The organism is Xanthobacter sp. YC-JY1 (genome assembly GCF_021730305.1).
Lineage (GTDB): Bacteria > Pseudomonadota > Alphaproteobacteria > Rhizobiales > Xanthobacteraceae > Xanthobacter > Xanthobacter flavus.
This window is the reverse complement of record NZ_CP032674.1, coordinates 4502766-4526796: the sequence shown is the minus strand read 5'-3', so window position 1 is coordinate 4526796 and position 24031 is coordinate 4502766. Positions and strand designations below refer to the sequence as shown.

The window sequence follows — 24031 nt, the reverse complement described above, 5'->3', positions numbered from 1 at the left end:
CCGTCATCCCCCGGTTCATCCGGGGGATCCACCCCTCCGCCTGTCGGCGCCCAGCCATTAAGGCTTAGCGTCAGACCATCCGTGGATCGCCCGGACAAGCCGGGCGATGACGGTTGAGCGGTGGAGACTCACGGATGATGACAGCGGAAGGGGGAGTCCCTCACATCTCCTCCGCCGTCTTCAGCAGGAACGCATAGAGCGCTTCCGCCGCGAGGCCGATGTCGGCGGGGGCGGCGTATTCGCGGGGGTTGTGGCTGCCGTTCTCCGAGCGCACGAACAGCATGGCCATGGGCATCACGCCGCGAAACACCATGGCATCGTGCCCGGCGCCCGAGGGTAGCCGCACCACGGGAAGCTGAAGGCCCTCCACCACCTTGGCCATGCGCTCCTTGAGCGGGCCATGACACGGCGCGGCGGGCACTTCGTGGCCGATGTCCACGCTCGCTTTCACCCCGCGCCGCTCCGCGATATCGGCCACGGCGGCGCGGATGTCGGCGACGGCGCGGATGCGCAATTCGTCGGAGAGGGCGCGCACGTCGAGGGAGAATTGCACCTCGCCGGGCACCACGTTCACTGCGCTGCCGGCGATGAGGAGCGTGCCCACGGTGGCCACGAGCTCCTTGCCGTCGGCGTGGCCGCGCGCTTCCACGGCGAGGATCATCTCGGCGGCGGCGGTGAGGGCGTCATGGCGCATGGCCATGGGCAACGTGCCGGAATGGCCGGCCTCGCCCCGGATGCGCACATGCCCGCGCGAGGCGCCGGCGATGCCGGTGACGATGCCGAGCGGCGCGCCCGCCGCCTCCAGCACCGGCCCCTGCTCGATATGCACTTCCACATAGCCCAGCGTCTCGGCCGGATCGCGCCGGCAGTCGGCGACGCGATCCACCGGCGCGCCGAAGGAACGCAGCGCCTCCATGCGGGAGATGCCGTGGGCGTCCACGTCCTCCAGGCTCTTCGGATCGAAGATGCCGGCCATGGCCTTGGAGGAGGTGAGGGTGGAGAGGAAGCGCACGCCCTCCTCGTCGGCGAAGGCCGTGACCTCGATGGCGAAGGGCAGGCGGATGCCCTGCTGCTTCAGCGCCTCCACGGCGGCGATGGCGGTAAGCACGCCGAGATTGCCGTCATAGATGCCGGCGTTGCGCACGGTGTCGATGTGCGAGCCGAGGACGAGGGTCTTGGCATTGGCCCGGTCGGCGGCATAGCGGCCGACGATGGAGCCGGTGGCGTCCATATGGACCTGCGCCAGCCCCGCCTCCCGCATCCAGAACGACACCTGCGCCGCCGCCCTTTTGTGGGCGGGGGTGAGCGTCAGGCGGGTCATCTCGCCGGGCACGTCGGTGCAGGCGGCAAGCTCCTTCAGACGGGAGACGATGACCTCGCCGTCGAGGGGAGAGGGGAGCGGGGCGGAGCCGGGGGCAGATCGGGACACGGAGAAAACCTTGTTCAGGACGCGGCCGGCAACATCTGGGACAGGCGCAGCAAGGCGATGCGCTCGATCTGCGCCAGCGCCTCGGCCACTTCGGTCTCGCGGTCGTGGGCGAGACGGCGCTCGAAGGCGGCGAGGATGTCGGCCTTGCTGCGCCCGCGGATGGCCATGATGAAGACGAAGCCGAACTTCGCCTTGTAGGCGTCGTTCAGCGCGGTGAAGCGCGCCTTTTCCTCCGCCGTGAGCTGGTCGAGGCCGGCGGAGGCCTGCTCGGCGGCGGAATCGGCGGTGAGGAGCTTTGCCTCGGCGAGCTTGCCGGCAAGGTCGGGATGGGCGTGGATGACCCCCATCTGCTTCTCGGCCGGTGCCGCGCGCAGCACGGCCGCCAGCGCTTCGTTGAGGCCCTCGGCGGTATCGGCGCGCGCGGTGAGGCCGCGGTTGTAGGCGCCTTCCGCGATCCATGGCGAATGCTCGTAGACGCCGCCGAACCGCTCCACGAACAGGCCGCGCGGCATGTAGGTGGGCCGGTAGCCCCCCGCCGGCGGGTGATGGGCGATCCAGTGGCGGGCGATGTCGAGGCGGCGCGCCACCCACACCTTCTCGTGCCCGGCGATGTAGTCGAGGAAGCGGGCCAGCGCCTGCGCCCGGCCTGGCCGCCCCGCAAGACGCGGATGAAGGCCGATGGACATCATCCGCGGGGCGGTGGCCCCCTCGGCATAGAGCAGGTCGAAGCTGTCCTTCAGATAGTCGAAGAATTCGGTGCCGTTGGAGAAGCCCGCCGCCACCGAGAAGCGCATGTCGTTCGCATCGAGCGTGTAGGGCACCACGAGCTGCGGGCCGCGCGGCCCATAGATCCAATAGGGCAGCTCGTCCGCATAGCTGTCGGCCACATAGAGGAAGCCGCCTTCCTCCATCAGCAGCGGCACGGTGTGCTCGGCCGAGCGGCCCTGGTAGAAGCCGAGCGGGCGTTCGCCCGTCACCTGCGTGTGCAGGCGGACGGCCTCCTCGATGTGCTCGCGCTCGGCGTCACGGGTGAAATCCTTGTATTCGATCCACTTGTAGCCGTGGCTCGCCAGCTCCCAGCCGGCCTGCTGCATGGCCGCGACGGCATCGGGATTGCGGGCGAGAGCGGTGGCGACGCCATAGACCGTCGCCGGCATGTTGCGCTCGCCAAACAGGCGCAGCAGCCGCCAGATGCCGACGCGGGCGCCGAACTCGTAGACGGACTCCATGTTCATGTGCCGCTGGCGGGGCCAGGGCACGGCGCCGATGATCTCGGACAGGAAGGCTTCCGAGGCATTATCGCCATGGAGGACCGAATTCTCGCCGCCCTCCTCGTAATTCACCACGAACTGCACGGCGATGCGCGCATCCCCCGGCCAGCGGGGATGGGGGGGATTGCGGCCGTAGCCCACCAGATCGCGCGGATAAGGCTTGCCGGTGACGGGATCGGTGGGGATGCCGGAATTGTCGCGGCCGGTGAAGGGGGCGGGCATGGGCTCAGGACCCCCGGTAGGTGGAATAGCTCCACGGGGAGCACAGGAGCGGCACGTGATAGTGCCCTTCGATGAGGGTCACGCGCAGGGGCACCACGTCGAGGAAGGGCGGGTCGGCCACCGGCGCGCCGGTGGCGCGGAAATGGGCGCCGATATGGAAGACCAGCTCATAGGTGCCGGGGATGAAGTCGTCTCCCGCCAGCAGGGGGGCATCGGTGCGGCCGTCCGCATTGGTGCGGCGGGTGGTGACGAGGGTGCGCCCGCCATCGGCCGTCAGCCGGTAAAGCTCCACCGCCACATCGGCGGCCGGGCCACCGGATACCGTATCGAGCACATGAGTGGACAGCCGCCCCATCGCTTCCTCGTCTCCTGATCCGAGCGCTCATGTCCCGGCCGAAGCCTTGCGGATGCAGGGCAGGCGGCCGGGCGAACGCTCCGCTGCGCGGCAGCATAACCCGCGCTTGGCCGATCCATTTTCCAAAAAAATCGGAAGATATTCCGATTACCAAACGTATTTCCCCCGCGCAGGATTTGATCTCCAATGAGGCATGCCGATGAGTTGGGCAATGCCCGTTCGGAACCGCGCCGGAGCGTTGCCGTCGCCAATAATTTTGAAGAACGCCCTTCCCGCATCGACGGCCCATTCCATTGGGGGACCCTCATGTCACAAACCGTTCATCCCGTTGACGAAGTCTTGCCCGCACCGAAGCTGGCGGTGCTCGGCCTCCAGCATGTGCTGGTGATGTATGCCGGCGCCGTCGCGGTGCCGCTCATCATCGGCCGCGCGCTCAAGCTGCCGCCGGAGCAGGTGGCGTTCCTGATCTCGGCCGACCTGTTCGCCTGCGGCCTCGCGACTCTCGCGCAGTGCCTCGGCTTCCTCGGCGTCGGCATCCGCCTGCCGGTGATGATGGGCGTCACCTTCGCCTCGGTCGGCCCGATGCTGTCGATGGCGAACGATCCGTCCATCGGCATTCTCGGCATCTACGGCTCGGTGATTGCCGCCGGCATCTTCGGCATCATCGTCGCGCCCTTCATCTCGCGCCTGCTGCCTTTGTTCCCGCCGGTGGTGACGGGCACCATCATCATGGTGATCGGCATCTCGCTCATGCGGGTGGGCATCAACTGGGCCGGCGGCGGCATTCCCTTCCTCACCCAGACCATCGACGGCAAGGTGGTGCAGGTGGCGAACCCGAACTACGGGCAGCTCCAGGGCCTGGGCATCGCCCTCTTCGTGCTGCTGGTCATCCTCGCGCTCATCCGCTTCGGCAAGGGCTTCGTCGCCAATGTGGCGGTGCTGCTGGGCATCGTCGCCGGCGCCGTTTTGTCCACCGCCCTCGGCATCATGCATTTCGAGAAGGTGGGCGCGGCGGCCTGGTTCGACGTCATCCTGCCGTTCCACTTCGGCATGCCCACGTTCCACCTCGTGCCCATCATCACCATGTGCATCGTGATGATCGTGGTGATGATCGAGTCGCTGGGCATGTTCCTCGCCCTCTCCGACATGACCGGCAAGCCGGTGGACGAGAAGGCCCTGGCCCGTGGCCTACGCGCCGATGGCGTCGGCACGCTGCTCGGCGGCATCTTCAACACCTTCCCCTACACCTCCTTCTCGCAGAACGTGGGTCTCGTCGGCGTCACCGGCGTGCGCTCGCGCTGGGTGACGGTGACGGGCGGCATCATCATGCTCGGCCTCGGCCTGCTGCCGAAGATGGCTGCTTTGGTGGAGGCGGTGCCCCAGGTGGTGCTGGGCGGCGCGGGTCTCGTGATGTTCGGCATGGTGGCGGCCACCGGCGCGCGCATCCTCACGGGCGTCGATTTCAAGACCAACCGCAACAACCTCTTCATCGTCGCCATCTCGGTGGGCTTCGGCATGATCCCGCTGGTGTCGCCCAACTTCTTCAAGGCGCTGCCGCATGAGCTGCACCCGCTGCTGGAGAGCGGCATCCTGCTCTGCGCCATCGTCGCCGTGGTGCTCAACGTCTTCTTCAACGGCGTCAAGAAGAGCTCCACCGAGGAGATCGTCGCCGCCGCCAAGCAGGCCGAGGCGCACTGAGGTCCGGTCAGGGGCAAGCCGGGGGGGCGGATGCATGTCGGTGTCGAAAGGCTCAGGCCGGCAGCCGCTCCCCGATCTTGGCCAGCTCACGGGCGATGTAGCGCCGCCCCTCCTCCACCAGCATATCGGCGAAGGCCTTCACCTTCAGCGGCACCAGCTGGCGGGCGGGGTAGAGCACCGCCAGCGTCGCCGGCTGGGGCGGGTTCTTCTCCAAGAGCGGCACAAGGCGGCCGTCCGCGAGGGCGTCCGCCACCTCGAACCGCGGCTTCACCACGATGCCGCGGCCCTCGACGGCCCACACCGTCAGCACGTCGCCGTCGTCGGCCTCCAGATGGCCGGTGACGGGAACGGCGAGGTCCCGGCCCTCGTCGGTGAGCATCCAGCGCAATTCCCGAAGGCTCGCGAACCGCAGGAGGAGGCATTGATGCGTGAGCAGATCCTGCGGCCGCTGCGGCACGCCGGCCCGCTCCAGATAGCTGGGTGCAGCGCACACAATGCGCTCGACCTGCGCCACCTTGCGCATGATCATGCTGGAATCCTCGAAGGTGGCGAGGCGCAGCGCCACGTCGATGGATTCGGCGATGAGGTCGAGGGTATGTTCCGACAGGCGAAGGCGCACGTCGATCTCGGGATGGATTTCCTGGTAGCGCGCGGCCACCTGCGCCACCAGCCGTCGGCCGAGATGGAGCGGCGCCGTCACCCTGAGCGCGCCGCGGGGCAGGGCGCCCAGTTCCGAGACATTGCTTTCCGCGGCCTCGATGAGGCGCAGCGCCTCGGTGATCGCCTCGTAATAGACGCGACCCTGCTCGGTCAGGCTCATGCGGCGGGTGGTGCGGTTGAACAGCCGGCAGCCGAGGTGCTTTTCCAGCATCTGGATGCGGTGGCTCACCACATTGGCGGAGAGATGCAGGCGACGGCCGGCCTCCGAGAAGCTCTCGCTCTCCACCGAGGCGACGAAGGCCTTCATGTTCTCCAGCACGCTTCGTCACCCCTCACCCGACGCCACAAGAACGATACCCACGCCGCGGGCCGGGGCCAATGGTCCCCGCCGGCGGGCGTGACAGGGGCCGATGCGCCCTCCTCTTCCAGCCACGGGATCTGAAACGGCAATGGAACCCATCCTCCACGAGTATGGCAGCCTGCTGCTGCGCTGGACGCACATCATCGCCGGCATGGCGTGGATCGGCTCGTCCTTCTACTTCATGCACCTCGATGCCAGCCTGAAGGCCTGTGCCGACATCCCGCCCGGCAAGGGCGGCGAGGCGTGGGAGGTGCATGGCGGCGGCTTCTATCAGGTGAAGAAGTATCTGGTAGCGCCCGATTTTCTTCCCGAAGAGCTGGGCTGGCACAAGTGGCAGTCCTACGCCACCTGGATCACCGGCTTCTTCCTGCTCATCTGGGTCTATTACTACCAGTCATCGATCTTTCTGATCGATCCGGCGGTGATGAACCTGAAGCCAATCACCGCCCTCGTCATCGGCCTCGGCGGGCTCGCGGCGGGGTGGATCGCCTATGACCAGCTCTGCCGCTCGAAGCTCGGCGACAAGCCGCTGGTGGTGGGCATCATCGTGTTCGCCGGCGTGGTGCTCGCGGCGTTCCTGTACCAGCAGGTGTTCTCGCCCCGCGCCGCCTTCATCCATACCGGCGCGCTGATGGCGACCATCATGAGCGGCAACGTCTTCTTCGTCATCATCCCCAACCAGCACAAGGTGGTGGCGGCGCTGAAGGCGGGCGAGGTGCCGAACCCCTATTACGGCAAGACGGCCAAGCTCCGGTCCGGGCACAACAACTACTTCACCCTGCCCGTCGTCTTCCTGATGATCTCCAACCATTATCCGCTGACCTATTCCACGCCCTACGCCTTCGTCATCGTGGCGCTGGCGCTCGTGGCGGGAACGGTGATCCGCTATTTCTACAACGAGCGGCACGCCGGGCGCGGCGACAAGGCGTGGTGCTGGCTGGTGGCGGCCGTGTGCCTGATCCTCGCGATATTCATCTCGGCGACCACCACGCCCGCCGGCCGCATGGCGCTGGGCCTGCCGCCGCTGGTCTCCCCGGCCTTCGCCAAGAGCGGGCCGGCGGTGGACGTGCCAGTGGACATCCAGAACGTCGTCATGGGCCGCTGCGCCATGTGCCACGCCGCCGAGCCGGTGTATGAGGGCTTCGCGGTGCCCCCGCGCGGCATCCTCCTCGACACGCCGGAGGCCATCGCGAAGAACCGCAAGCTCATCCTTGTCCAGGCCGGCCTCACCCACGCCATGCCGCCCAACAACATCACCGAACTGTCCGACGAGGACCGGGCCATGCTGAAGGAATGGGCCTCCGGCAAATAGACCGCATCCCCCTCGCCCCCTGAAGCAATTCCCGCAAAAGTGCATCGCGGTTTTGCGAAAGGAATTGCGTAGAGTCCGAGAGAACCGGCGGGTCGTGGCCCGCCCCAAGAACAAGGAAGACGTCATGTCCACCGCCGACGCCGACACCCTCCGCAGCCTGATCGCCGAGCGCACCGAAGCGCAGCGCCAGTTCCTGGCGGAGCTGGTGAAGGTGCCTTCCGACAATCCCCCCGGCGATTGCGCCCCCCATGCGGCGCGCGCCGCCGAGCTGCTGGAAGCCCTCGGCTACACCGTGGAGCGCCATGCCGTGCCGGCCGACCGGGTGAAGGCGGCGGGCATGGTCACGGCCACCAACCTCATCATCCGCCACCGCTTCGGTGCAGGGGGAAGCGCGGGCCCCGTGGTGGCGCTGAACGCCCATGGCGACGTGGTGCCCCCCGGCGAGGGTTGGACCAAGGACCCCTACGGCGCCGAGGTGGTGGACGGGCGCATGTATGGCCGCGGCGTCGCCGTCTCCAAGTCCGACTTCGCCACCTATGCCTTCGCCCTCGACGCCCTGAAGCGCTCCGGCCTGCCGCTCAAGGGCACGGTGGAACTGCACTTCACCTATGACGAGGAGATCGGCGGCGAGGTGGGGCCGGGTTGGATCCTCGAAACCGGCCTCACCAAGCCGGACTATGCCGTCTCGGCCGGCTTCTCCTATGGCGTCGTGGTGGCGCACAATGGCTGCCTGCACCTGGAGGTGGAGGTGATCGGCAAGTCGGCCCACGCCGCGCTGCCCTTCACCGGCATCGACGCGCTGGAGGCGGCCACCAAGATCCTCACCGCGCTCTATGCCTATCGCGACACGCTGCAGGGGAAGGTCTCGGACGTGCCGGGCATCGGCTCGCCGCAGCTCACGGTGGGGCTCATCTCAGGCGGCATCAACACCAATGTGGTGCCGGACCGCGTCACCTTCCGCCTCGACCGCCGCATCGTGCCCGGCGAGAACCCGGAAGCGGTGGAGGCCGAGGTGCGCGGCGTCATCGCCACGGCGCTGGAAGGCTCGAAGGCGAAAGCGGAGGTGCGGCGCATCCTCATCGCCCGCCCACTGGTGCCGGACGATAAGGCCATGCACCTCGCCGGCGTCATCTGCCGCAATGCTTCCGCCGTCACCGGCGAGGAGGTGAAGACCACCGGCGTGCCGCTCTATACGGACGCGCGCCTCTATGCCGAAGCCGGCGTGCCCGTGGTGCTCTACGGCGCCGGCCCGCACACCATCGAGGAGGCCAACGGCCACCGGGCGGACGAGAACCTGCTCCTGTCCGACCTCGACAAGGCGACGCTGGTGATCGCGCTCACGGTCGCCGACCTGCTGGGCTGATCCCATCGGCCTCGGTTTCAGGCCGAGGCCGCGCCCGCGCGTCGCGCGCTTTGGCCGCCCTCCGGTCCGCCGGCGGGCGCCGGGCGTCAGCCCTGCTCGGCGAGAAGTTGCGCTACCGCCGCGCGCAGCTCGGGAAAGCCCTGGCCGGTATTGCTGGAGGTGGGGAAGATCTTGGGATAGGCCGCCGGCCGCCGGCGGATCTTCTCCTCCACCCCGGCGATCACCGAGGGAAGGGCGCTCGGCTTCACCTGATCCACCTTGGTGAGGATGATGGCGTAGGAGACGGCCGCCTTGTCGAGAAGATCGAGGATCTCCTCGTCCACCGGCTTGATGCCGTGGCGGGAATCGATGAGCACGAAGACGCGGGCAAGGTTCACCCGGCCGCGCAGATAGTCCTTGATGGTGCGTGTCCAGGCATCCACCTTCTCCTTCGGCGCCTTGGCGAAGCCGTAGCCCGGCATGTCCACCAGGCACAGCTCCGGCCCTACCCGGAAGAAGATCAGCTCCTGCGTCCGCCCCGGCGTCACCGAGGTGCGCGCCAGCGCCTTGCGGCCGGTCAGCGCGTTGACGAGGGACGACTTGCCCACGTTGGAGCGGCCGGCCAGCGCGATCTCCATGCCCTGCATGGGCGGCAGCACATCGACGGTGGGCGCCGCGGAGATGAACTGCCAGTCTCCAGCGAACAGGAGGCGGCCGGGCTCCAGATAGGGATCGGCTTCGGCGGCGGGGGAAGGGGTGTCGGTCATGACGCCTTATCCTAGAGCAGGGCGGCGGGCGCAAGGCGAGAGCGCTCGTGGCGCGGCGCGCGCCTCCGATTACCGCCGGCCCTGGCCCAGGAAGGTTTCCGCGAACCAGCGGTCCAGCGTCATGGGCGGCTCCTGCTGGGGCGGGGGCGGCGGCATCTGGCCGACCACGGCCGGCGGACGGTCGTCCGGCAAATCGGCGGGCGGCAGGTAGGTCGCGCCCGGCTGGCCATAGCCGTTGCCGCCGAAGCCGTAGGACCTCAGGCCGCCCGGAAGCTCCGCCACCGGCACGCCCTGATGCGCCGCCTTCATCACGCGGCTCCAGATCTCCACCGGCAGGTTGGCACCGGAGGCCTTCTTGGTGGGTGAGGAATCGTCATTGCCGAGCCAGACCGCCGCCACGTATTTCGCCGTGTAGCCGACGAACCAGGCGTCGCGGTAATCCTGTGAGGTGCCGGTCTTGCCGGCCGCTTCCCAGCCCGGGAGGTCGGCGCGGCGCGCGGTGCCGGCGGCCAGCGTCTGGGTCATCATGTGGTTCATCATCGCCACATATTCGGAGGCGACCACGCGGCCCATGCCGGTGACGTTGCGCTCATAGAGCGGCTTGCCGTCCGGCCCGATCACGCTGTCGATGACGTGGGGCATGACGCCAAGGCCGCCATTGGCGAAGGGCGTATAGGCGCCCGCCAGCTCCAGCACCGACACTTCCGAGGTGCCGAGCGCGATGGAGGGGTTGGGGTCGAGGTTCGAAGAGATGCCCATGCGGTGGGCGGTCTGCACCACCGCCTTGGGGCCGAACTCCAGCACGAGGCGCACCGACACCGTGTTCAGGGAGAGCGCGAGCGCGGTGGTGAGCGTCACCGGGCCGCGATAGTCGCGGGTCGAGTTCTCCGGCCGCCAGCCCTTGAGCTGGATGGGCGCGTCCTCGCGCACGCTCTCCGGCGTCAGGCCGTGCTCGACGGCGGTGAGATAGATGAAGGGCTTGAAGGCCGAGCCCGGCTGCCGCCGGGCGGTGACGGCGCGGTTATACTGGCTGTCCGCATAGGAGCGGCCGCCGATCAGCGCCTTCACCCCCCCATCGGGATCGAGCACCACGATGGCGCCCTGGCCGACGCCGTATTTGGTGCCGGATTTCGCCAGCGTGTCCTCCAGCGCCGCCTCGCCCGCCTTCTGCAGGGCGGGATCGATGGTGGTGCGCACCACCACGTCGCCCGGCAGTTCGCCGTCGCCGAGCACGGAATCGAGCTGGTCCATGACCCAGTCGGCCACATAGCCGGAGGAATCGGGCATGCCGCTGCGGGCGAGCTGTGCCGGGCGACCCTGGGCGGTGCTCGCCATGTCGGCGGTGATCATCTTCTGGTCGCGCATGGCGGCCAGCACCAGATTGGCGCGGGCCTGGGCGCCCTTGAGATTGCGCGTCGGGGCGAGGCGCGAGGGCGAGTTGACCAGCCCGGCCAGCATGGCGGCCTCGGCCAGCGTCACCTGCCGCGCGGACTTGCCGAAATAGCGCTGGGCCGCCGCCTCCACACCATAGGCGCCGGCGCCGAAATAGACGCGATTGAGATAGAGGTCGAGCAGCTGGTCCTTGGTGAACTTGTGCTCCAGCCACAGGGCCAGCACCAGCTCCTGCATCTTGCGCGAGGCGGTGCGCTCTTGGGTCAGGAACAGGTTCTTGGCGAGCTGCTGGGTCAGCGTCGAGCCGCCCTGCCGCAGGCGCCTTGAGGTGAGGTTGGTGACGAGGGCGCGCGCGAGGCCTTCGGGATCGAGGCCGAAATGGCTGTAGAAGCGCTGGTCCTCGATGGCGACGAAGGCCTTGGGCAGATAGGGCGGCAACTCGCCGATGGGCACGGCGACGCCCCCCATGTCGCCGCGCGTGGCGATGGTCTTGCCGTCCGCCCCCTGCACGGTGACGGTGGGCGGACGCTTGGGGATCATCAGCGTCTGCATGGACGGCAGCTTCGACGCCTCGTAGGCGATCACGCCGGCGAGGGCGAGCAGCGCCCACACGCCCAGGATGAAGCCCCATTTCACCAGCCGGAACACGAGACGCCCCCCTCCGCCACGGCGGGGCCGGCGGGGCGGTGGCTCGGAGCGGCCGCGGCGCGGGGCGGGATCGGGACGCATGTCGGGCTCGGCCTTGGCCTTGGGCCGCGCGGCCGCCTTGCGGGCAGGGCGGGGCGGTTCCGGGGGCGGTGCGGCGGAGCGGTCGCGCGGGTCGAGGCGGATGTCGAACAGGGATTCGGGCCGCTCCATGAGCGGCTCGCGCCTCATGCCGTCCCCCCGTCCCTGTGCGGTCATTCCAATTCCCGTCGCATAGCCGGCCTGCCTTCGGGCCGCGCGGCTCCTTCCACCACCAAAATGGGGCGAAGATCAGCCGCTGGGGCAGATGGTGCCCGCCTCACCTCAAGGAAGCGTTACGCGGCAAGCGTTTTCGCGGGGGGTCATCAGACGAATGCCCTAGGGACACTTGCTCCAGTAGCCCACCGTCTTCGCCGGCGTGGTGTAGAACCAGCAGGTATTCGGCGCCGGGGCCGGGCCCACGAGCGGCGTGGCGAGGCCGCCCGGCAGCACGCCCAGCGGCGCGCCTGAGCCGGGCTGGCCGCCGACGGGCGTGTTGGTGCGGAACGGCGCGGGCTTGATGATGGGATCGGTGGGCACCACTGGCTTCGGTGCCGGCAGCTTCGGTCTGGGCGTGACAACGGTCGGCGCGCGCGGGACGGTCGGGGCTGGCCGCACCACGGGACGTGGCGCCGGCCGCTGGATCGGGGGAATGTTCGCCGCTCCGCCCACGATGGGCGTGCCCACACCCGTCGCGGCCAGGGCGCCGACTGGCGTCAGCGTCATCGCGAGCGCCACCGCGCCATACATGACCTTGCGGTATGTCTGGGCGGTCCCGGCGCGAAGCTGTCCGTACGGCATGTGTTCCATCACAGAAATATAGGTTCCGCTGCGGCCGATTCGAGAGCGACCAATGAACGCCGCTCGCGGCCGGGCGCTGATTGCGGTACAGATGAAGGCTCCTGTCCTTCGTGCCTCCAGATCGCCGAGCAATGCCCACCGTCCGTTCCTCCAAGGTCAACCGCGTCATCGGCGAACCCTTCGAAGGCCAGGCCCTCAAGGCCGAGATCCGGGAAATCGCTTCCGCCCACAAGGGCCGCGACCTCGATTTGCGCAACGCCGTCGTCGCACGCCTCAAGAAGGGCATGCAGGAAGGCCGCGCCGCCGCCGAGCGTCTGCTGCTGGAAGATGGCTGCGGCCGCTGCTGCGCCATGCGCCTCTCAGCGCTGCAGGATGCGGTCATCACCAGCGCCTATGAGGTGGCTACCACCTTCCTCTATCCGGTGGACAACCCCTCCCGCTCCGAGCGCATGGCGGTGGTGGCGGTGGGCGGATACGGCCGCGGCATGATGGCGCCGGGCTCCGACACCGACATCCTGTTCGTGCTGCCCTACAAGCAGACGGCCTGGGGCGAGAGCGTCGCCGAGGCCATGCTCTACATCCTCTGGGACCTCGGGCTGAAGGTGGGTCACGCCACCCGCTCGGTCGATGAATGCCTGCGGCAGGCCCGGGCCGACTTCACCATCCGCACCTCCATTCTCGAAGCCCGCTTCCTCGTCGGCGACAAGGCGCTGTTCGAGGATCTGGAGAAGCGCTTCGACAAGGAAGTGGTGGAGGGCACCGGCGCCGAGTTCGTCGCCGCCAAGATGGCCGAGCGCGAGGATCGCCTGCGCCGCTCCGGCCAGTCGCGCTACCTCGTCGAGCCCAACGTCAAGGAGAGCAAGGGCGGCCTTAGGGACCTGCACACCCTCTTCTGGATCTCCAAATACGTCTACCGGGTGCAGACCGCGAGCCAGCTCGTCGCCAAGGGCGTGTTCACCCGCGAGGAGGCGAACCTCTTCAAGAAGTGCGAGGACTTCCTGTGGTCGGTGCGCTGCCACCTGCACTTCCTTACCGGCCGCGCCGAGGACCGCCTCTCCTTCGACCTGCAGCGGGAGATGGCGCTGCGCCTCGGCTATACGGAGCATCCCGGCCAGAAGGACGTGGAACGCTTCATGAAGCACTATTTCCTCGTGGCGAAGGATGTGGGCGATCTCACCGCCATCCTCTCCGCCGCGCTGGAGGAGCGCCACGAAAAGCCGGTGCCGGGGCTCAAGGGCATGGTGGAGCGCTTCCGCGCCGGCTCCCGCCGCATCACGCTGAAGGACACGACGGACTTCATCCTCGACCATGACCGCCTGAACGTGGCGGACCCGGAGGCGTTCAACCGCGACCCGGTGAACCTCATCCGCATCTTCCACGTGGCCGACAAGCGCAATCTCGCGCTGCATCCCGACGCCAGCCAGCTCGCCGCCCGCTCCCTCGGCCTCATCGATGCGAGCGTGCGCGAGAATCCGGAGGCGAACCGCCTGTTCCTGGAGATCGTCACCTCCAAGGACGCGCCCGAGACGGTGCTCAGGCGGATGAACGAGGTGGGCGTGCTGGGGCGGTTCCTGCCGGAGTTCGGCAAGATCGTCGCGATGATGCAGTTCAACATGTACCACCACTACACGGTGGACGAGCACCTGCTGCGCTGCATCGGCATTCTCTCGGAGATCGAGCGCAAGGTGAACCCGGAGAACGGGCTCGCCAACGAGCTGATGGGCACGGTGAAGAACCGCAACCTGCTCTATGTCGCCCTCCTGCTGCACGACATCGCCAAGGGCCGCCCGGAGGATCACTCGGTGGCCGGCGCCCGCATCGCTCGCAAGCTCTGCCCGCGCTTCGGCCTCTCGCCGGTTGAGACCGAGACGGTGGCCTGGCTGGTGGAGCAGCACCTGGTCATGTCCACGGTCGCCCAGTCCCGCGACCTCTCGGACCGCAAGACCATCGAGAATTTCGCCTCCGTGGTGCAGAACCTGGAGCGCATGAAGCTGCTCACCATCCTCACCACGGCCGACATCAAGGCGGTGGGGCCGGGCACCTGGAACGGCTGGAAGGCGCAGCTCCTGCGCACCCTCTATTACGAGACCGAGCCGGTGCTCACCGGCGGCTTCTCGGAAGTGGACCGGGGCAAGCGCGTCACCGCCGCCCAGTCGCAGTTCCGCTCGGCCCTCTCCGACTGGGACGACGAGAAGGTGGCGGCCTATGTGGCGCGCCATTATCCGCCCTACTGGCTGCGCGTGGACCTCGAGACCAAGCTGCGCCATGCCCGCTTCGTGGACGAGGCGGAGACGGCGGGCCGCTCCATCGCCACCCATGCGTCGCTGGAGCCGGGCCGCGGCATCACCACGCTCACCGTGCTGGCGCCGGACCATCCCAAGCTCCTATCCATCATCGCCGGGGCCTGCGCCGCGGCGGGCGCCAACATCGTGGATGCGCAGATCTCCACCACCACGGACGGGCTGGCGCTGGACACCATCGCCATTCGCCGCGCCTTCGACCATGACGAGGACGAGCTGCGCCGCGCCAACCGCATCCGGGAAGCGGTGGAGCAGGCGCTCACCGGCGAGGTGCGCCTGCCGGAGGTGATGGCCAAGAAGCTGCCCAAGGGCCGCCGCACGTTCACGGTGGAGCCCGAGGTGACGGTGAACAATTCCTGGTCGAACCGCCACACGGTGGTGGAGGTCTCCGGCCTCGACCGGCCGGGCCTGCTGTTCGCCCTCACCAACACTTTGTCGCGGCTCAACCTCAACATCGCCTCGGCCCATGTCGCCACCTTCGGCGAGCGGGCGGTGGACGTGTTCTACGTCACCGACCTGATGGGCGCGAAGATCACCGGCGCCGCCCGCCAGTCCACCATCCGCCGTGCCCTCGTCTCGGTGTTCGAGGGGCCGGTGGAGGACGAGGAGCCGGCCCGCCGGGTGGCGCGGGGGTGACGGACCGCCGCGGCGCGGACGGGAAGGCCGTTTTTTCGCCGCGCTCGCATGGCTCAGATGCCAATCGTTTGCACCTTGTTTGCACTTGGCGACGGTGCGGCATACGTTCTGCCGCGCCTCCTTCCGACCCCACGGCCGAAAGCCGACGACCGAGATGACCGACGACCTCCTCCTCGATGCCTCCGACGCCGCCCGTGCCGAACGCGCGGCGACGCGCGTCGTGGTGGCCATGTCGGGCGGGGTGGATTCGTCCGTAGTGGCCGCCCTGCTGGCCCGCGCCGGCTATGACGTTGTGGGCGTCACCCTCCAGCTCTACGACCACGGCGAGGCGGCGCACCGGGCCGGCTCGTGCTGCGCGGGGCAGGACATCTATGACGCGAGCGAAGTGGCGCGCACGCTGGGCATTCCGCACTACGTGCTCGATTATGAAAGCCGCTTCCGCGAGGAGGTGATCGACCGCTTCGCCGCGAGCTATGCGGCCGGCGTCACCCCCATCCCCTGCGTGGACTGCAACCGCACCGTCAAGTTCCGCGACCTGCTCGCCACCGCCGAGGAACTGGGCGCGCGTTTTCTCGCCACCGGCCATTACGTGGCGAGCCGCGCGCTGCCCGGCGGCGGGCGCGGCCTGTTCCGCGCGGCGGAAGAGGCGCGGGACCAGTCCTATTTCCTCTATGCCACCACGGCTGCCCAGCTCGACAAGCTGCGCTTCCCCCTCGGCGAGATGCAGAAGGCGGACGTGCGGGCGCTCGCGGCCGAATTCGGCCTGCCGGTGGCGGAGAAGCCGGACAGCCAGGACATCTGCTTCGTGCCCGGCGGCGATTATGCCGAGGTGGTGCAGCGCCTGCGGCCCGAGGCCGGCGAGGCGGGCGACATCGTGCATCTGGATGGCCGGGTGCTGGGCCGCCACAAGGGCGTGCTCCATTACACCATCGGCCAGCGCAAGGGCCTCGGCATCGCCACGCCCGAGCCGCTCTACGTGATCTCCATCGATGCCTCCCGGCGCGAGGTGCGGGTCGGCCCGCGCGAGGCGCTGGCGGTGCGCGCCATTTCCATGGCCGACGTGAACTGGCTGGGCGACATCCCCTTCGCTGCGGCTCTGGATGCCGAGGCCGAGGTGTATGTGAAAGTGCGGTCCACCCGTCCCCCGGTACCGGCGCGCCTCGGCCGCACGGCGGATGGCACCCCGGCCGTGCATCTCGCGCTGGGCGAGGAAGGCGTTGCGCCGGGGCAGGCCTGCGTGCTCTACGATGCCCCCGGCGCCGGTGCCCGCCTTCTGGGCGGCGGCACCATCGTGAAGGCGGAGCGGGTGGCGAAGGCGGTCGCGGAGGTCGCCTGAGGACGCGGGGCGGGAGAGACGGCAATGGCGGTTCAGTACGATCTCGAAGGCCAGAAGAAGGCCTATGCCAAGTGGGCGCCCATCTATGACAAGGTCTATGTGAAGCTGCTGGCGGACGCCCAGCGCAAGACCTCCGCCGCCGCTGCCGCCTGCGGTCCCGATATTCTGGAAGTGGGCGTCGGCACCGGGCTGGTGCTGCCCTATTACCCCGCCGGTTGCCGCGTCACCGGCATCGATTTGTCCTTCCACATGCTGCAGAAGGCGGTAGAGAAGAAGGTGGAGCGCGGCCTGAAGCAGGTGGGCCTGCTCTGCGCCATGGATGCCTGCAAGCTCGGCTTCGCCGACCACAGCTTCGACGCCGTCACCGTGCCCTTCGTCATCACGCTGGTGCCCGACCCCGAGGGCGCGCTGGACGAGATGTACCGCGTGCTGCGGCCGGGCGGCGAGATCGTCATCGCCTCCAAGCTCGGGGCGGACGAAGGCGCGACCATGCACATCGAGGCGGCGCTGGCGCCACTGGTCAAGAAGGTCGGCTGGAGCATCGCCTTCAAGGCCAGCCGGCTGCGCAACTGGGCGGCCAAATACCCCGACATGGAAGTGGTGAGCATCGCTCCCGTCTTCCCGGTGGGCTTCTTCAAGATGGTGCGCATCAAGAAGAAGGCGGCCTGAGCCTTTCGGCCGCAAGCCTTCTGTTCACAGGGCGCGCGGGGATTCTTGACACCCGCGTGGCCCCGCCTCTATATGCGCGTCTCCTGACGCAACTTGCGTCGGATGTGTGTTGTGGCAGCGTAGCTCAGTCGGTGAGAGCGCCGGATTCATAACCCGGAGGTCGGTGGTTCAAATCCACCCGCTGCTACCATTCATTCCCTGCCTCCAAATTCTCGTCACGGCGCGACTTCATCGAGAAATGCGCGCACGGCCGCGCGCGTCTGCGCCGCCCGCCCCACCAGCAGGTGGCCGCCGGTGTTGTAGGCGATGAGCCGGGCGCCGGGGATGCGCGCCGCCGCCACCTCCGCCGCCGGCAACGTGTTGAAGAGATCGTCCCGCGCCGAGACGATGAGGGTCGGTGCCGTGATGCGCTCCAGCGGCAGCACGGGGTGCGGGCAGGCGCTGTCGAGCCTGATGCCGGCCGCGCGCTCGGACACCGGCGCGATAGCGGCGGCGATCTTCAGCACGCGGGCGCGTTCCTTCTCGCCCGCCTGAGCCAGAAGTGCCGGCCGCACGCCCACGAAGCGGATCACCATCGAGGGGCCGAGGGCGCCGATCAGCCACCAGAAGAAATCGCCCCCGGCCTTCACGATGGCGAAGGCGAGCCGGCTGCCTCCGGTGGGATCGGTGGCCACCGGGCTGTGCGGCGCGTCGAGGGCCGGCACCAGCAGCACCAGCGCCCGCACCTTGTCCGGATGGCGAACGGCCAGCGCCGCCGCCGACCGCGCGCCCGCCGACAGGCCCATCACGATCACCTTGTCGAGGCCGAGATGGTCGAGCAGCGCGGCATGGGCATCGGCCTGCGCGGCGATGCCGCCGTCCGGCGCATCCACTCCTGCGGCGGGCGTACCGGTGCGCAGATAGCCGAAGCGCGAGGGCGAGATGAGGCGGAAGCCGCCGCCCATCAATTCGTCCGCGAAGAACAGGCCATGGTCGAACCCGCCGCCCGCGCCATGGATGGAGAGCAGCACCGGGCCCGTGCCGCGGTCGGCATATTCCACCGCGCCATCAGGCAGCGCGGCCATCTCGCTGCCGGAGGCGACGCTTGCGAGCGCCTGCCTGTGAAACGCTCTGAACCTGCGGGCGACCCCTACGGCCAGCGCCAGCCCGGCCGCGCCGGCGAGAAGCGGAAAGATCAGTTCCATGAAGTCCCCCGCCGCTCCGGCCCGGCGACCGCCGGCCCGGTTGGCCGCGCGCGGACGCTTCCGCTATAGGTAGCCCGGCGCAGCCGCAGGGTCACGGTGCGCGAGGAGGGGCCATGACATTCATCGAAGCCGTTCGCAGCTGCCTCAGCCAATATGCCGGCTTCCAGGGACGGGCGCCCCGCAGCGAGTTCTGGTGGTTCTCCCTGTTCACGCTGCTGGTGGATCTGGCCATCATGCTCGTCGGCGGAATGCTGATAAGCGGGACGATCATGAACATTCAGGCGAACGGCGAGAGCGTCGCCAGCTGGTACGCCATGACCGCGCCGAACTGGATGATGAGCCTCGCCCACCTCGCATTGTTCCTGCCCACCCTCGCCGTGACGGTCCGGCGCCTGCATGATGTGGGACGGAGCGGCTGGTGGATCTTCATCATGCTGGTTCCGCTCTTCGGCCTGCTGCTGCTGCTGTTCTGGTGGGTGCAGCCCTCGCAGCCCCAAACGAATGCCTACGGCCCCTCGCCGCTGCCGGCGCCGTGGCCGGCGCGGTGAACTGCGCTCCATAGCAAAAGGCCCGCGAGCTTCCGCCGCGGGCCTTTTTGTTGGCTGAGTGAAGGGCGAACTGGCGCCCCTCAGGTCTCGTCGGCGCGCGTGCGGATCCACTCGATGATGCCGGAGAAGTCCTTGCCCTCGTTCCCTTCGGCCGCGAAGGCGGTGTAGAGGGCGGTCGCCGCGGCGCCCAGCGCGGTGGCGGCGCCGGCCGTCTCCGCCGCTTCCTGCGAGAGCTTCAGGTCCTTCAGCATGAGGGCCGCCGCAAAGCCCGGCACATAGTTGCGGTTGGCGGGGCTGGTGGGCACCGGGCCGGGCACCGGGCAATAGGTGTTGATCGACCAGCACTGGCCCGAGGAGGTGGAGGCGACGTCGAACAGAGCCTGATGGGAGAGGCCCAGCTTCTCGGCCAGCACGAAGGCTTCCGAGGCCGCGATCATCGAGATGCCGAGGATCATGTTGTTGCAGATCTTCGCCGCCTGGCCCGCGCCGGCGCCGCCGCAATGGACGATCTTCTTGCCCATCAGCTCCAGGATGGGCTTTGCCGCCGCGAACGCCTCGTCCGTGCCGCCCACCATGAAGGTGAGCGTGCCTGCCTCCGCCCCGCCGACACCGCCGGAGACGGGGGCATCCACGCTCGCGTGACCTGCCGCCTTGGCCGCCTCGTGGAAGGCGCGGGCGGAGGCGACGTCGATGGTGGAGCTGTCGATGAAGAGCGTGCCGGGCTTTGCCGCCGCGAACAGGCCGTCCGCGCCGGTGGTGGCGCCCACCACATGCTTGCCGGAGGGCAGCATGGTGACGACCGCATCGGCGGACGCCACGGCCGACTTGGCGCTGTCGGCGATGGCGACGCCCTTGGCCTTCGCCGCCTCCAGCGCGGCGGGCACGAGGTCGAAGCCGGTGACGGCGTGGCCGGCCTTCACGAGGTTGGCGGCCATGGGCCCGCCCATATTGCCGAGGCCGATGAATGCGATGGTGGCCATGATGGTTTCCTCCCAAATTGGGTGCCGCCGGTGCAGCTATCTATGGTTTTCGCCGCCGTCGTGGCCGGGCTTGTCCCGGGCATCCACGTCGTTCCGCCTGCACGGACCGCAGACAGGGTGCCCGGCCTGTTCACGTGGATGCCCGGGACAAGCCCGGGCATGACGCCGCGCGTGGGACGCCGCGCGTGAGACGCGCCCCTCAGTTCCCCTGCGCGATCAGCGCGCGGGCAACGATGAGGCGCATGATCTCGTTGGTGCCCTCGAGGATCTGGTGGACCCTGAGGTCGCGCACGATCTTCTCGATGCCGTAGTCGGCGAGGTAGCCGTAGCCGCCGTGCATCTGCAGGGCGTCGTTGGCCACCTCGAAGCCGCGATCGGTGGCGATGCGCTTGGCCATGGCGCAGAGCTGCGTCGCGTCCGGCGCCTTGGCGTCGAGCGCGGAGGCGGCGCGCCACAGGAAGGTGCGGGCGCATTCCAGCTCGGTCGCCATGTCGGCGAGGCGGAATTGCAGCGCCTGGAATTCGTCGAGGCGCTTTCCGAAAGCCTTGCGTTCACGCATGTAGGAGAGCGCCTTCTCCAGCGCCGCCTGCGCCCCGCCCAGCGAGCAGGCACCGATGTTCAGCCGGCCGCCGTCGAGCCCGGCCATGGCGATCCTGAAGCCCTCGCCCTCTTCGCCCAGCCGGTTCTCCACCGGCACCTTGACGCCCTCGAAGGTGACGGTGCGGGTGGGCTGCACGTTCCAGCCCATCTTGCGCTCGTTGGCGCCGAAGGAGAGGCCCGGCGCGCCCGCCTCGATGACGAGGGTGGAGATGCCCTTCGGCCCGTCGCCGCCGGTGCGCACCATCACCACATAAATGTCTGAGGAGCCGGCGCCGGAGATGAACTGCTTCTGGCCGTCGACGATGTAATGGTCGCCGTTCCGCACCGCCTTGGTCTTCAGCGCCGCCGCGTCCGATCCCGCGCCGGGCTCGGTGAGGCAGTAGGAGGCGAAGTGCTCCATGCTGGCGAGGCGCGGCACCCACTTCCTGCGCTGGGCGTCGTCGCCGAAGCGGTCGATCATCCAAGTCGACATGTTGTGGATGGAGAGATAGGCGGACGTGCCGGGGCAGCCGGTGGCGAGCTGCTCGAAGATGAGCGCCGCATCAAGGCGGGTGAGGCCGGAGCCGCCCACATCCTCTTTCACATAGATGCCGCCCATGCCGAGCGCGGCGGCGGCGCGCAACTGCTCGACGGGGAAATGCTTCTTCTCGTCCCATTCCACGGCATAGGGCGCGATCTGCTCATTGGCGAAATCGCGCGCCATGTCCCGGATGGCGATCTGGTCCTCGGAGAGGGTGAACATGTTGGGGGCGCCTTCGTGCGAGCCATCCAATGCCCGCCGAGATATGCACCCGACGGACCCGCCGATGCCAGAGCCGCCCCGTCCTGTGGACGGAGCGGCTGATCCGGCGTGTCAGCCCATGGTGGGGATCACGAAGTCCGCGCCATCCTTGATGCCCGAGGGCCAGCGGGAGGTGACGGTCTTGGTCTTGGTGTAGAAGCGCACGCCGTCCGGGCCGTGCTGGTTCAGGTCGCCGAAGCCGGAGCGCTTCCAGCCGCCGAAGGTGTGGTAGGCGAGCGGCACCGGGATCGGCACGTTGATGCCCACCATGCCCACATTCACCTTGGAGGCGAAGTCGCGGGCGGCATCGCCGTCGCGGGTGAAGATGGCGACGCCGTTGCCGTATTCGTGCTCGGTGGGAAGGCGCAGGGCCTCCTTGTAGTCCGGCGCGCGCACCACGGAGAGGACTGGGCCGAAGATCTCTTCCTTGTAGATGCGCATGTCGGCGGTCACATGGTCGAACAGGCAGCCGCCCATGTAGAAGCCGTTCTCATAGCCCTGCATCTTGAAGCCGCGGCCGTCCACCAGCAGCTGCGCGCCTTCCTGTACGCCGAGGTCCACATAGCCGCGCACGCGCTCCAGCGCCTCGCGGGTGACGAGGGGACCGAAGTCGGCGGAGCCGTCGGTGGACGGGCCGATCTTCAGGTTCTCGACACGGGGAACGAGCTTTTCCAGCAGCTTGTCGGCCGCCTCGGGGCCCACCGGCACCGCCACGGAGATCGCCATGCAGCGCTCGCCGGCGGAGCCGTAGCCGGCGCCGATGAGGGCGTCCACGGCCTGGTCCATGTCCGCGTCGGGCATGATGATCATGTGGTTCTTGGCGCCGCCGAAGCCCTGGATGCGCTTCCCGTTGGCCGCGCCGCGGGCATAGATGTACTGGGCGATGGCCGAGGAGCCGACGAAGCCGATGGCGTGGACGTCGGGATGGTCGAGCAGGCCGTCCACGGCTTCCTTGTCGCCGTTCACCACATTGAGGATGCCGGGGGGAAGGCCGGCTTCCAGCATCAGCTCGGCGAGGTGCATGGGCACGCCGGGATCACGCTCGGACGGCTTCAGGATGAAGGCGTTGCCGCAGGCGATGGCCGGGCCGAACTTCCACATGGGGATCATGGCCGGGAAGTTGAACGGGGTGATGCCGGCCACCACGCCCAGCGCCTGGCGCATGGAATAGATGTCGATGCCCGGGCCGGCGCTGTCGGAGAAGTCGCCCTTCATGAGGTGCGGGATGCCGATGGCGAACTCGATCACCTCGAGGCCGCGCTGGATGTCGCCGCGGGCGTCGGGCACGGTCTTGCCGTGCTCGCGAGCGAGCAGGTCCGCCAGCATGTCGTAGTCGCGGTGCACCAGCTCCAGGAACTTCATCAGCACGCGGGCGCGGCGCTGCGGATTGGTGGCGGCCCAGGCGGGCTGCGCGGCCTTGGCGTTGGCGACGGCGGCGGCGAGCTCGTCCTTGGAGGCGAGGGCCACGTGGCCGACCACGTCGCCCGTCATGGGCTGGTAGACGTCGGCGAAACGACCGGACGTGCCGGGCACATGCTTGCCGCCGATGAAATGGCCGATCTCACGCATGATGCGGGTGCCTCCTTGGGCATCTTCTGGGGAATGCGTTTCCAATGCGGCGCCACCGCTTCCCGGCAGCGTTCGTTGGCCGGCACACTGCCCTATCTTTTTGTGCACAGCTACGGCAATCTCCGCACCATTGATGTGCACCCTTTCACAGTCCCGAGAGCCATGCCCGGCGGCGATTTCGAGTGGTCCGACCTCACCTTCTTCCTCGCGGTGGCGCGGGCCGGACGGCTCACGGTGGCGGCGGCGCGGCTGAAGGTGGAGCACTCCACCGTGAGCCGTCGCATCGCCGCGCTGGAGGCGGCGCTGGGGGCGAAGCTGTTCGACCGGCGCCCCCACGGCTATGCGCTGACCGCCGCCGGGGATCGCCTGCTCGCCGCAGCCGAGGGCATGGAGACGCTGGCGCTCTCGGCACAGGGCGAGATCGCCGGATCGGACCTCGGCGTTTCCGGCACGGTGCGAATCGGTGCACCGGACGGCTTCGGCACGTTCTTCCTCGCCCCGCGCATCGGTGCGCTCTCGGATCTGCACCCGGAGCTGGACATCCAGCTCCTCGCCATGCCGCGGCTTTTCTCCTTGTCGAAGCGCGAGGCGGACATCGCCATCTCGCTCTCGCGGCCGAAGGAGGGGCGGCTCCACGCGCGCAAGCTCACGGACTACCGGCTCGGCCTCTATGCCGCCCGCGCCTATCTGGAGAAGCATGGGGCCATCGAGAGCCGCGCGGCGCTCCAGCGTCACCGCTTCATCGGCTATGTGGACGACCTGATCTACGCGCCCGAGCTGGATTACGTGCCTCTGGTGGCCAAGGACCTCAGGGTGCGCCTGAAAAGCTCCAGCCTCGTCGCCCAGATGACGGCGACCCGCGCGGGGGCCGGCGTGTGCGTGCTCCCTCGCTTCATGGCTGATCTGTTCGCCGGCGAGGGGCCGGAGGGGCTGGTGCCGATCCTGCCCACGGAGGTGGGGCTGACGCGCACCTTCTGGCTTCTCACCCACACCGACACCCGCGACCTCGCCCGCATCCGCGTCGCCGCCGATTTCATCGCGGAGGCGGCGCAGAAGGGCAGGGGGGTGCTGATGCCGGGGTGAGGCGGCGGCGCT

The 24031-nt window shown here is 68.7% G+C and carries 19 protein-coding genes and 1 tRNA gene; 9 read left to right on the top strand and 11 right to left on the bottom strand.

Features of this window, described 5'->3' with window-relative positions; all coding sequences use genetic code 11:
* Window positions 1–160: 160 nt before the first annotated feature.
* Genes D7006_RS21300 through uraH form a run of 3 tightly spaced genes read right to left on the bottom strand, consistent with a single transcriptional unit; the run spans window position 161 to window position 3277 of the window.
* Window positions 161–1429, bottom strand: coding sequence for an allantoate amidohydrolase (locus tag D7006_RS21300; RefSeq protein ID WP_237354463.1), 1269 nt, complete (start codon window positions 1427–1429; stop codon window positions 161–163).
* 14 nt (window positions 1430–1443) lie between these two features.
* Window positions 1444–2922, bottom strand: coding sequence for an allantoinase PuuE (gene puuE / locus D7006_RS21295; protein ID WP_237354462.1), 1479 nt, complete (start codon window positions 2920–2922; stop codon window positions 1444–1446).
* A gap of 4 nt (window positions 2923–2926) precedes the next feature.
* Window positions 2927–3277, bottom strand: a complete 351-nt coding sequence (gene uraH, locus D7006_RS21290) for a hydroxyisourate hydrolase (protein WP_237354461.1) — start codon at window positions 3275–3277, stop codon at window positions 2927–2929.
* A 306-nt stretch (window positions 3278–3583) separates the two neighbouring features.
* On the opposite strand from uraH, the gene D7006_RS21285 reads away from it, so the two are divergent.
* Complete coding sequence (locus D7006_RS21285) at window positions 3584–4975, top strand: nucleobase:cation symporter-2 family protein (protein WP_169121702.1); 1392 nt, start codon at window positions 3584–3586, stop codon at window positions 4973–4975.
* Window positions 4976–5027: 52 nt separating this feature from the next.
* Here D7006_RS21285 and D7006_RS21280 read toward each other — a convergent pair whose 3' ends face one another.
* Window positions 5028–5954 carry a LysR family transcriptional regulator gene (locus D7006_RS21280; RefSeq protein ID WP_229643417.1) on the bottom strand — a complete coding sequence of 309 codons (927 nt, stop codon included), beginning with the start codon at window positions 5952–5954 and terminating at the stop codon, window positions 5028–5030.
* Window positions 5955–6084: 130 nt separating this feature from the next.
* Between D7006_RS21280 and D7006_RS21275 the strand changes: the two genes are divergently transcribed.
* Together D7006_RS21275 and D7006_RS21270 are read left to right on the top strand one after the other, a co-directional pair.
* On the top strand, window positions 6085–7308 hold the full coding sequence (locus D7006_RS21275; protein ID WP_229643418.1) for a urate hydroxylase PuuD: 1224 nt from the start codon (window positions 6085–6087) through the stop codon (window positions 7306–7308).
* A 124-nt stretch (window positions 7309–7432) separates the two neighbouring features.
* A complete protein-coding gene (locus D7006_RS21270; protein WP_237354460.1) occupies window positions 7433–8671 on the top strand; it encodes an ArgE/DapE family deacylase in 1239 nt (412 codons plus the stop codon).
* An 86-nt stretch (window positions 8672–8757) separates the two neighbouring features.
* On the opposite strand, the gene yihA is transcribed toward D7006_RS21270, so the two are convergent.
* From yihA to D7006_RS21255, 3 genes are all read right to left on the bottom strand, one after another.
* Window positions 8758–9417: a ribosome biogenesis GTP-binding protein YihA/YsxC gene (yihA, locus tag D7006_RS21265; RefSeq protein ID WP_169121699.1), complete on the bottom strand. Its 660-nt coding sequence runs from the start codon at window positions 9415–9417 to the stop codon at window positions 8758–8760.
* 69 nt (window positions 9418–9486) lie between these two features.
* Window positions 9487–11685 carry a transglycosylase domain-containing protein gene (locus tag D7006_RS21260; protein ID WP_237354459.1) on the bottom strand — a complete coding sequence of 733 codons (2199 nt, stop codon included), beginning with the start codon at window positions 11683–11685 and terminating at the stop codon, window positions 9487–9489.
* Between the two features lie 186 nt (window positions 11686–11871).
* Complete coding sequence (locus D7006_RS21255; protein ID WP_237354458.1) at window positions 11872–12342, bottom strand: hypothetical protein; 471 nt, start codon at window positions 12340–12342, stop codon at window positions 11872–11874.
* 122 nt (window positions 12343–12464) lie between these two features.
* On the opposite strand from D7006_RS21255, the gene D7006_RS21250 reads away from it, so the two are divergent.
* The 4 genes from D7006_RS21250 (at window position 12465) to D7006_RS21235 (ending at window position 17464) form a co-directional block, all read left to right on the top strand.
* A complete protein-coding gene (locus D7006_RS21250; RefSeq protein ID WP_169121696.1) occupies window positions 12465–15269 on the top strand; it encodes a [protein-PII] uridylyltransferase in 2805 nt (934 codons plus the stop codon).
* Between the two features lie 154 nt (window positions 15270–15423).
* Window positions 15424–16605 carry a tRNA 2-thiouridine(34) synthase MnmA gene (gene mnmA / locus D7006_RS21245; RefSeq protein WP_229646228.1) on the top strand — a complete coding sequence of 394 codons (1182 nt, stop codon included), beginning with the start codon at window positions 15424–15426 and terminating at the stop codon, window positions 16603–16605.
* A gap of 24 nt (window positions 16606–16629) precedes the next feature.
* On the top strand, window positions 16630–17274 hold the full coding sequence (locus D7006_RS21240; RefSeq protein WP_169121694.1) for a class I SAM-dependent methyltransferase: 645 nt from the start codon (window positions 16630–16632) through the stop codon (window positions 17272–17274).
* A gap of 113 nt (window positions 17275–17387) precedes the next feature.
* Window positions 17388–17464: transfer RNA gene (locus tag D7006_RS21235), tRNA-Met, on the top strand.
* A gap of 25 nt (window positions 17465–17489) precedes the next feature.
* Here the strand turns inward: D7006_RS21235 and D7006_RS21230 are convergent.
* A complete protein-coding gene (locus D7006_RS21230) occupies window positions 17490–18458 on the bottom strand; it encodes an alpha/beta fold hydrolase (protein ID WP_237354457.1) in 969 nt (322 codons plus the stop codon).
* 113 nt (window positions 18459–18571) lie between these two features.
* Here D7006_RS21230 and D7006_RS21225 point away from each other — a divergent pair, with 113 nt between their 5' ends.
* Window positions 18572–19006, top strand: a complete 435-nt coding sequence (locus D7006_RS21225; RefSeq protein ID WP_229646230.1) for a DUF805 domain-containing protein — start codon at window positions 18572–18574, stop codon at window positions 19004–19006.
* Between the two features lie 80 nt (window positions 19007–19086).
* Here the strand turns inward: D7006_RS21225 and mmsB are convergent, their stop codons facing one another.
* From mmsB to D7006_RS21210, 3 genes are all read right to left on the bottom strand, one after another.
* Window positions 19087–19986, bottom strand: coding sequence for a 3-hydroxyisobutyrate dehydrogenase (gene mmsB, locus D7006_RS21220; RefSeq protein WP_237354456.1), 900 nt, complete (start codon window positions 19984–19986; stop codon window positions 19087–19089).
* 199 nt (window positions 19987–20185) lie between these two features.
* Complete coding sequence (locus D7006_RS21215) at window positions 20186–21328, bottom strand: isobutyryl-CoA dehydrogenase (RefSeq protein ID WP_237354455.1); 1143 nt, start codon at window positions 21326–21328, stop codon at window positions 20186–20188.
* 111 nt (window positions 21329–21439) lie between these two features.
* Window positions 21440–22936, bottom strand: coding sequence for a CoA-acylating methylmalonate-semialdehyde dehydrogenase (locus tag D7006_RS21210; RefSeq protein WP_169121689.1), 1497 nt, complete (start codon window positions 22934–22936; stop codon window positions 21440–21442).
* Window positions 22937–23098: 162 nt separating this feature from the next.
* Between D7006_RS21210 and D7006_RS21205 the strand changes: the two genes are divergently transcribed.
* On the top strand, window positions 23099–24019 hold the full coding sequence (locus D7006_RS21205; RefSeq protein ID WP_169121688.1) for a LysR family transcriptional regulator: 921 nt from the start codon (window positions 23099–23101) through the stop codon (window positions 24017–24019).
* Window positions 24020–24031: the final 12 nt, after the last annotated feature.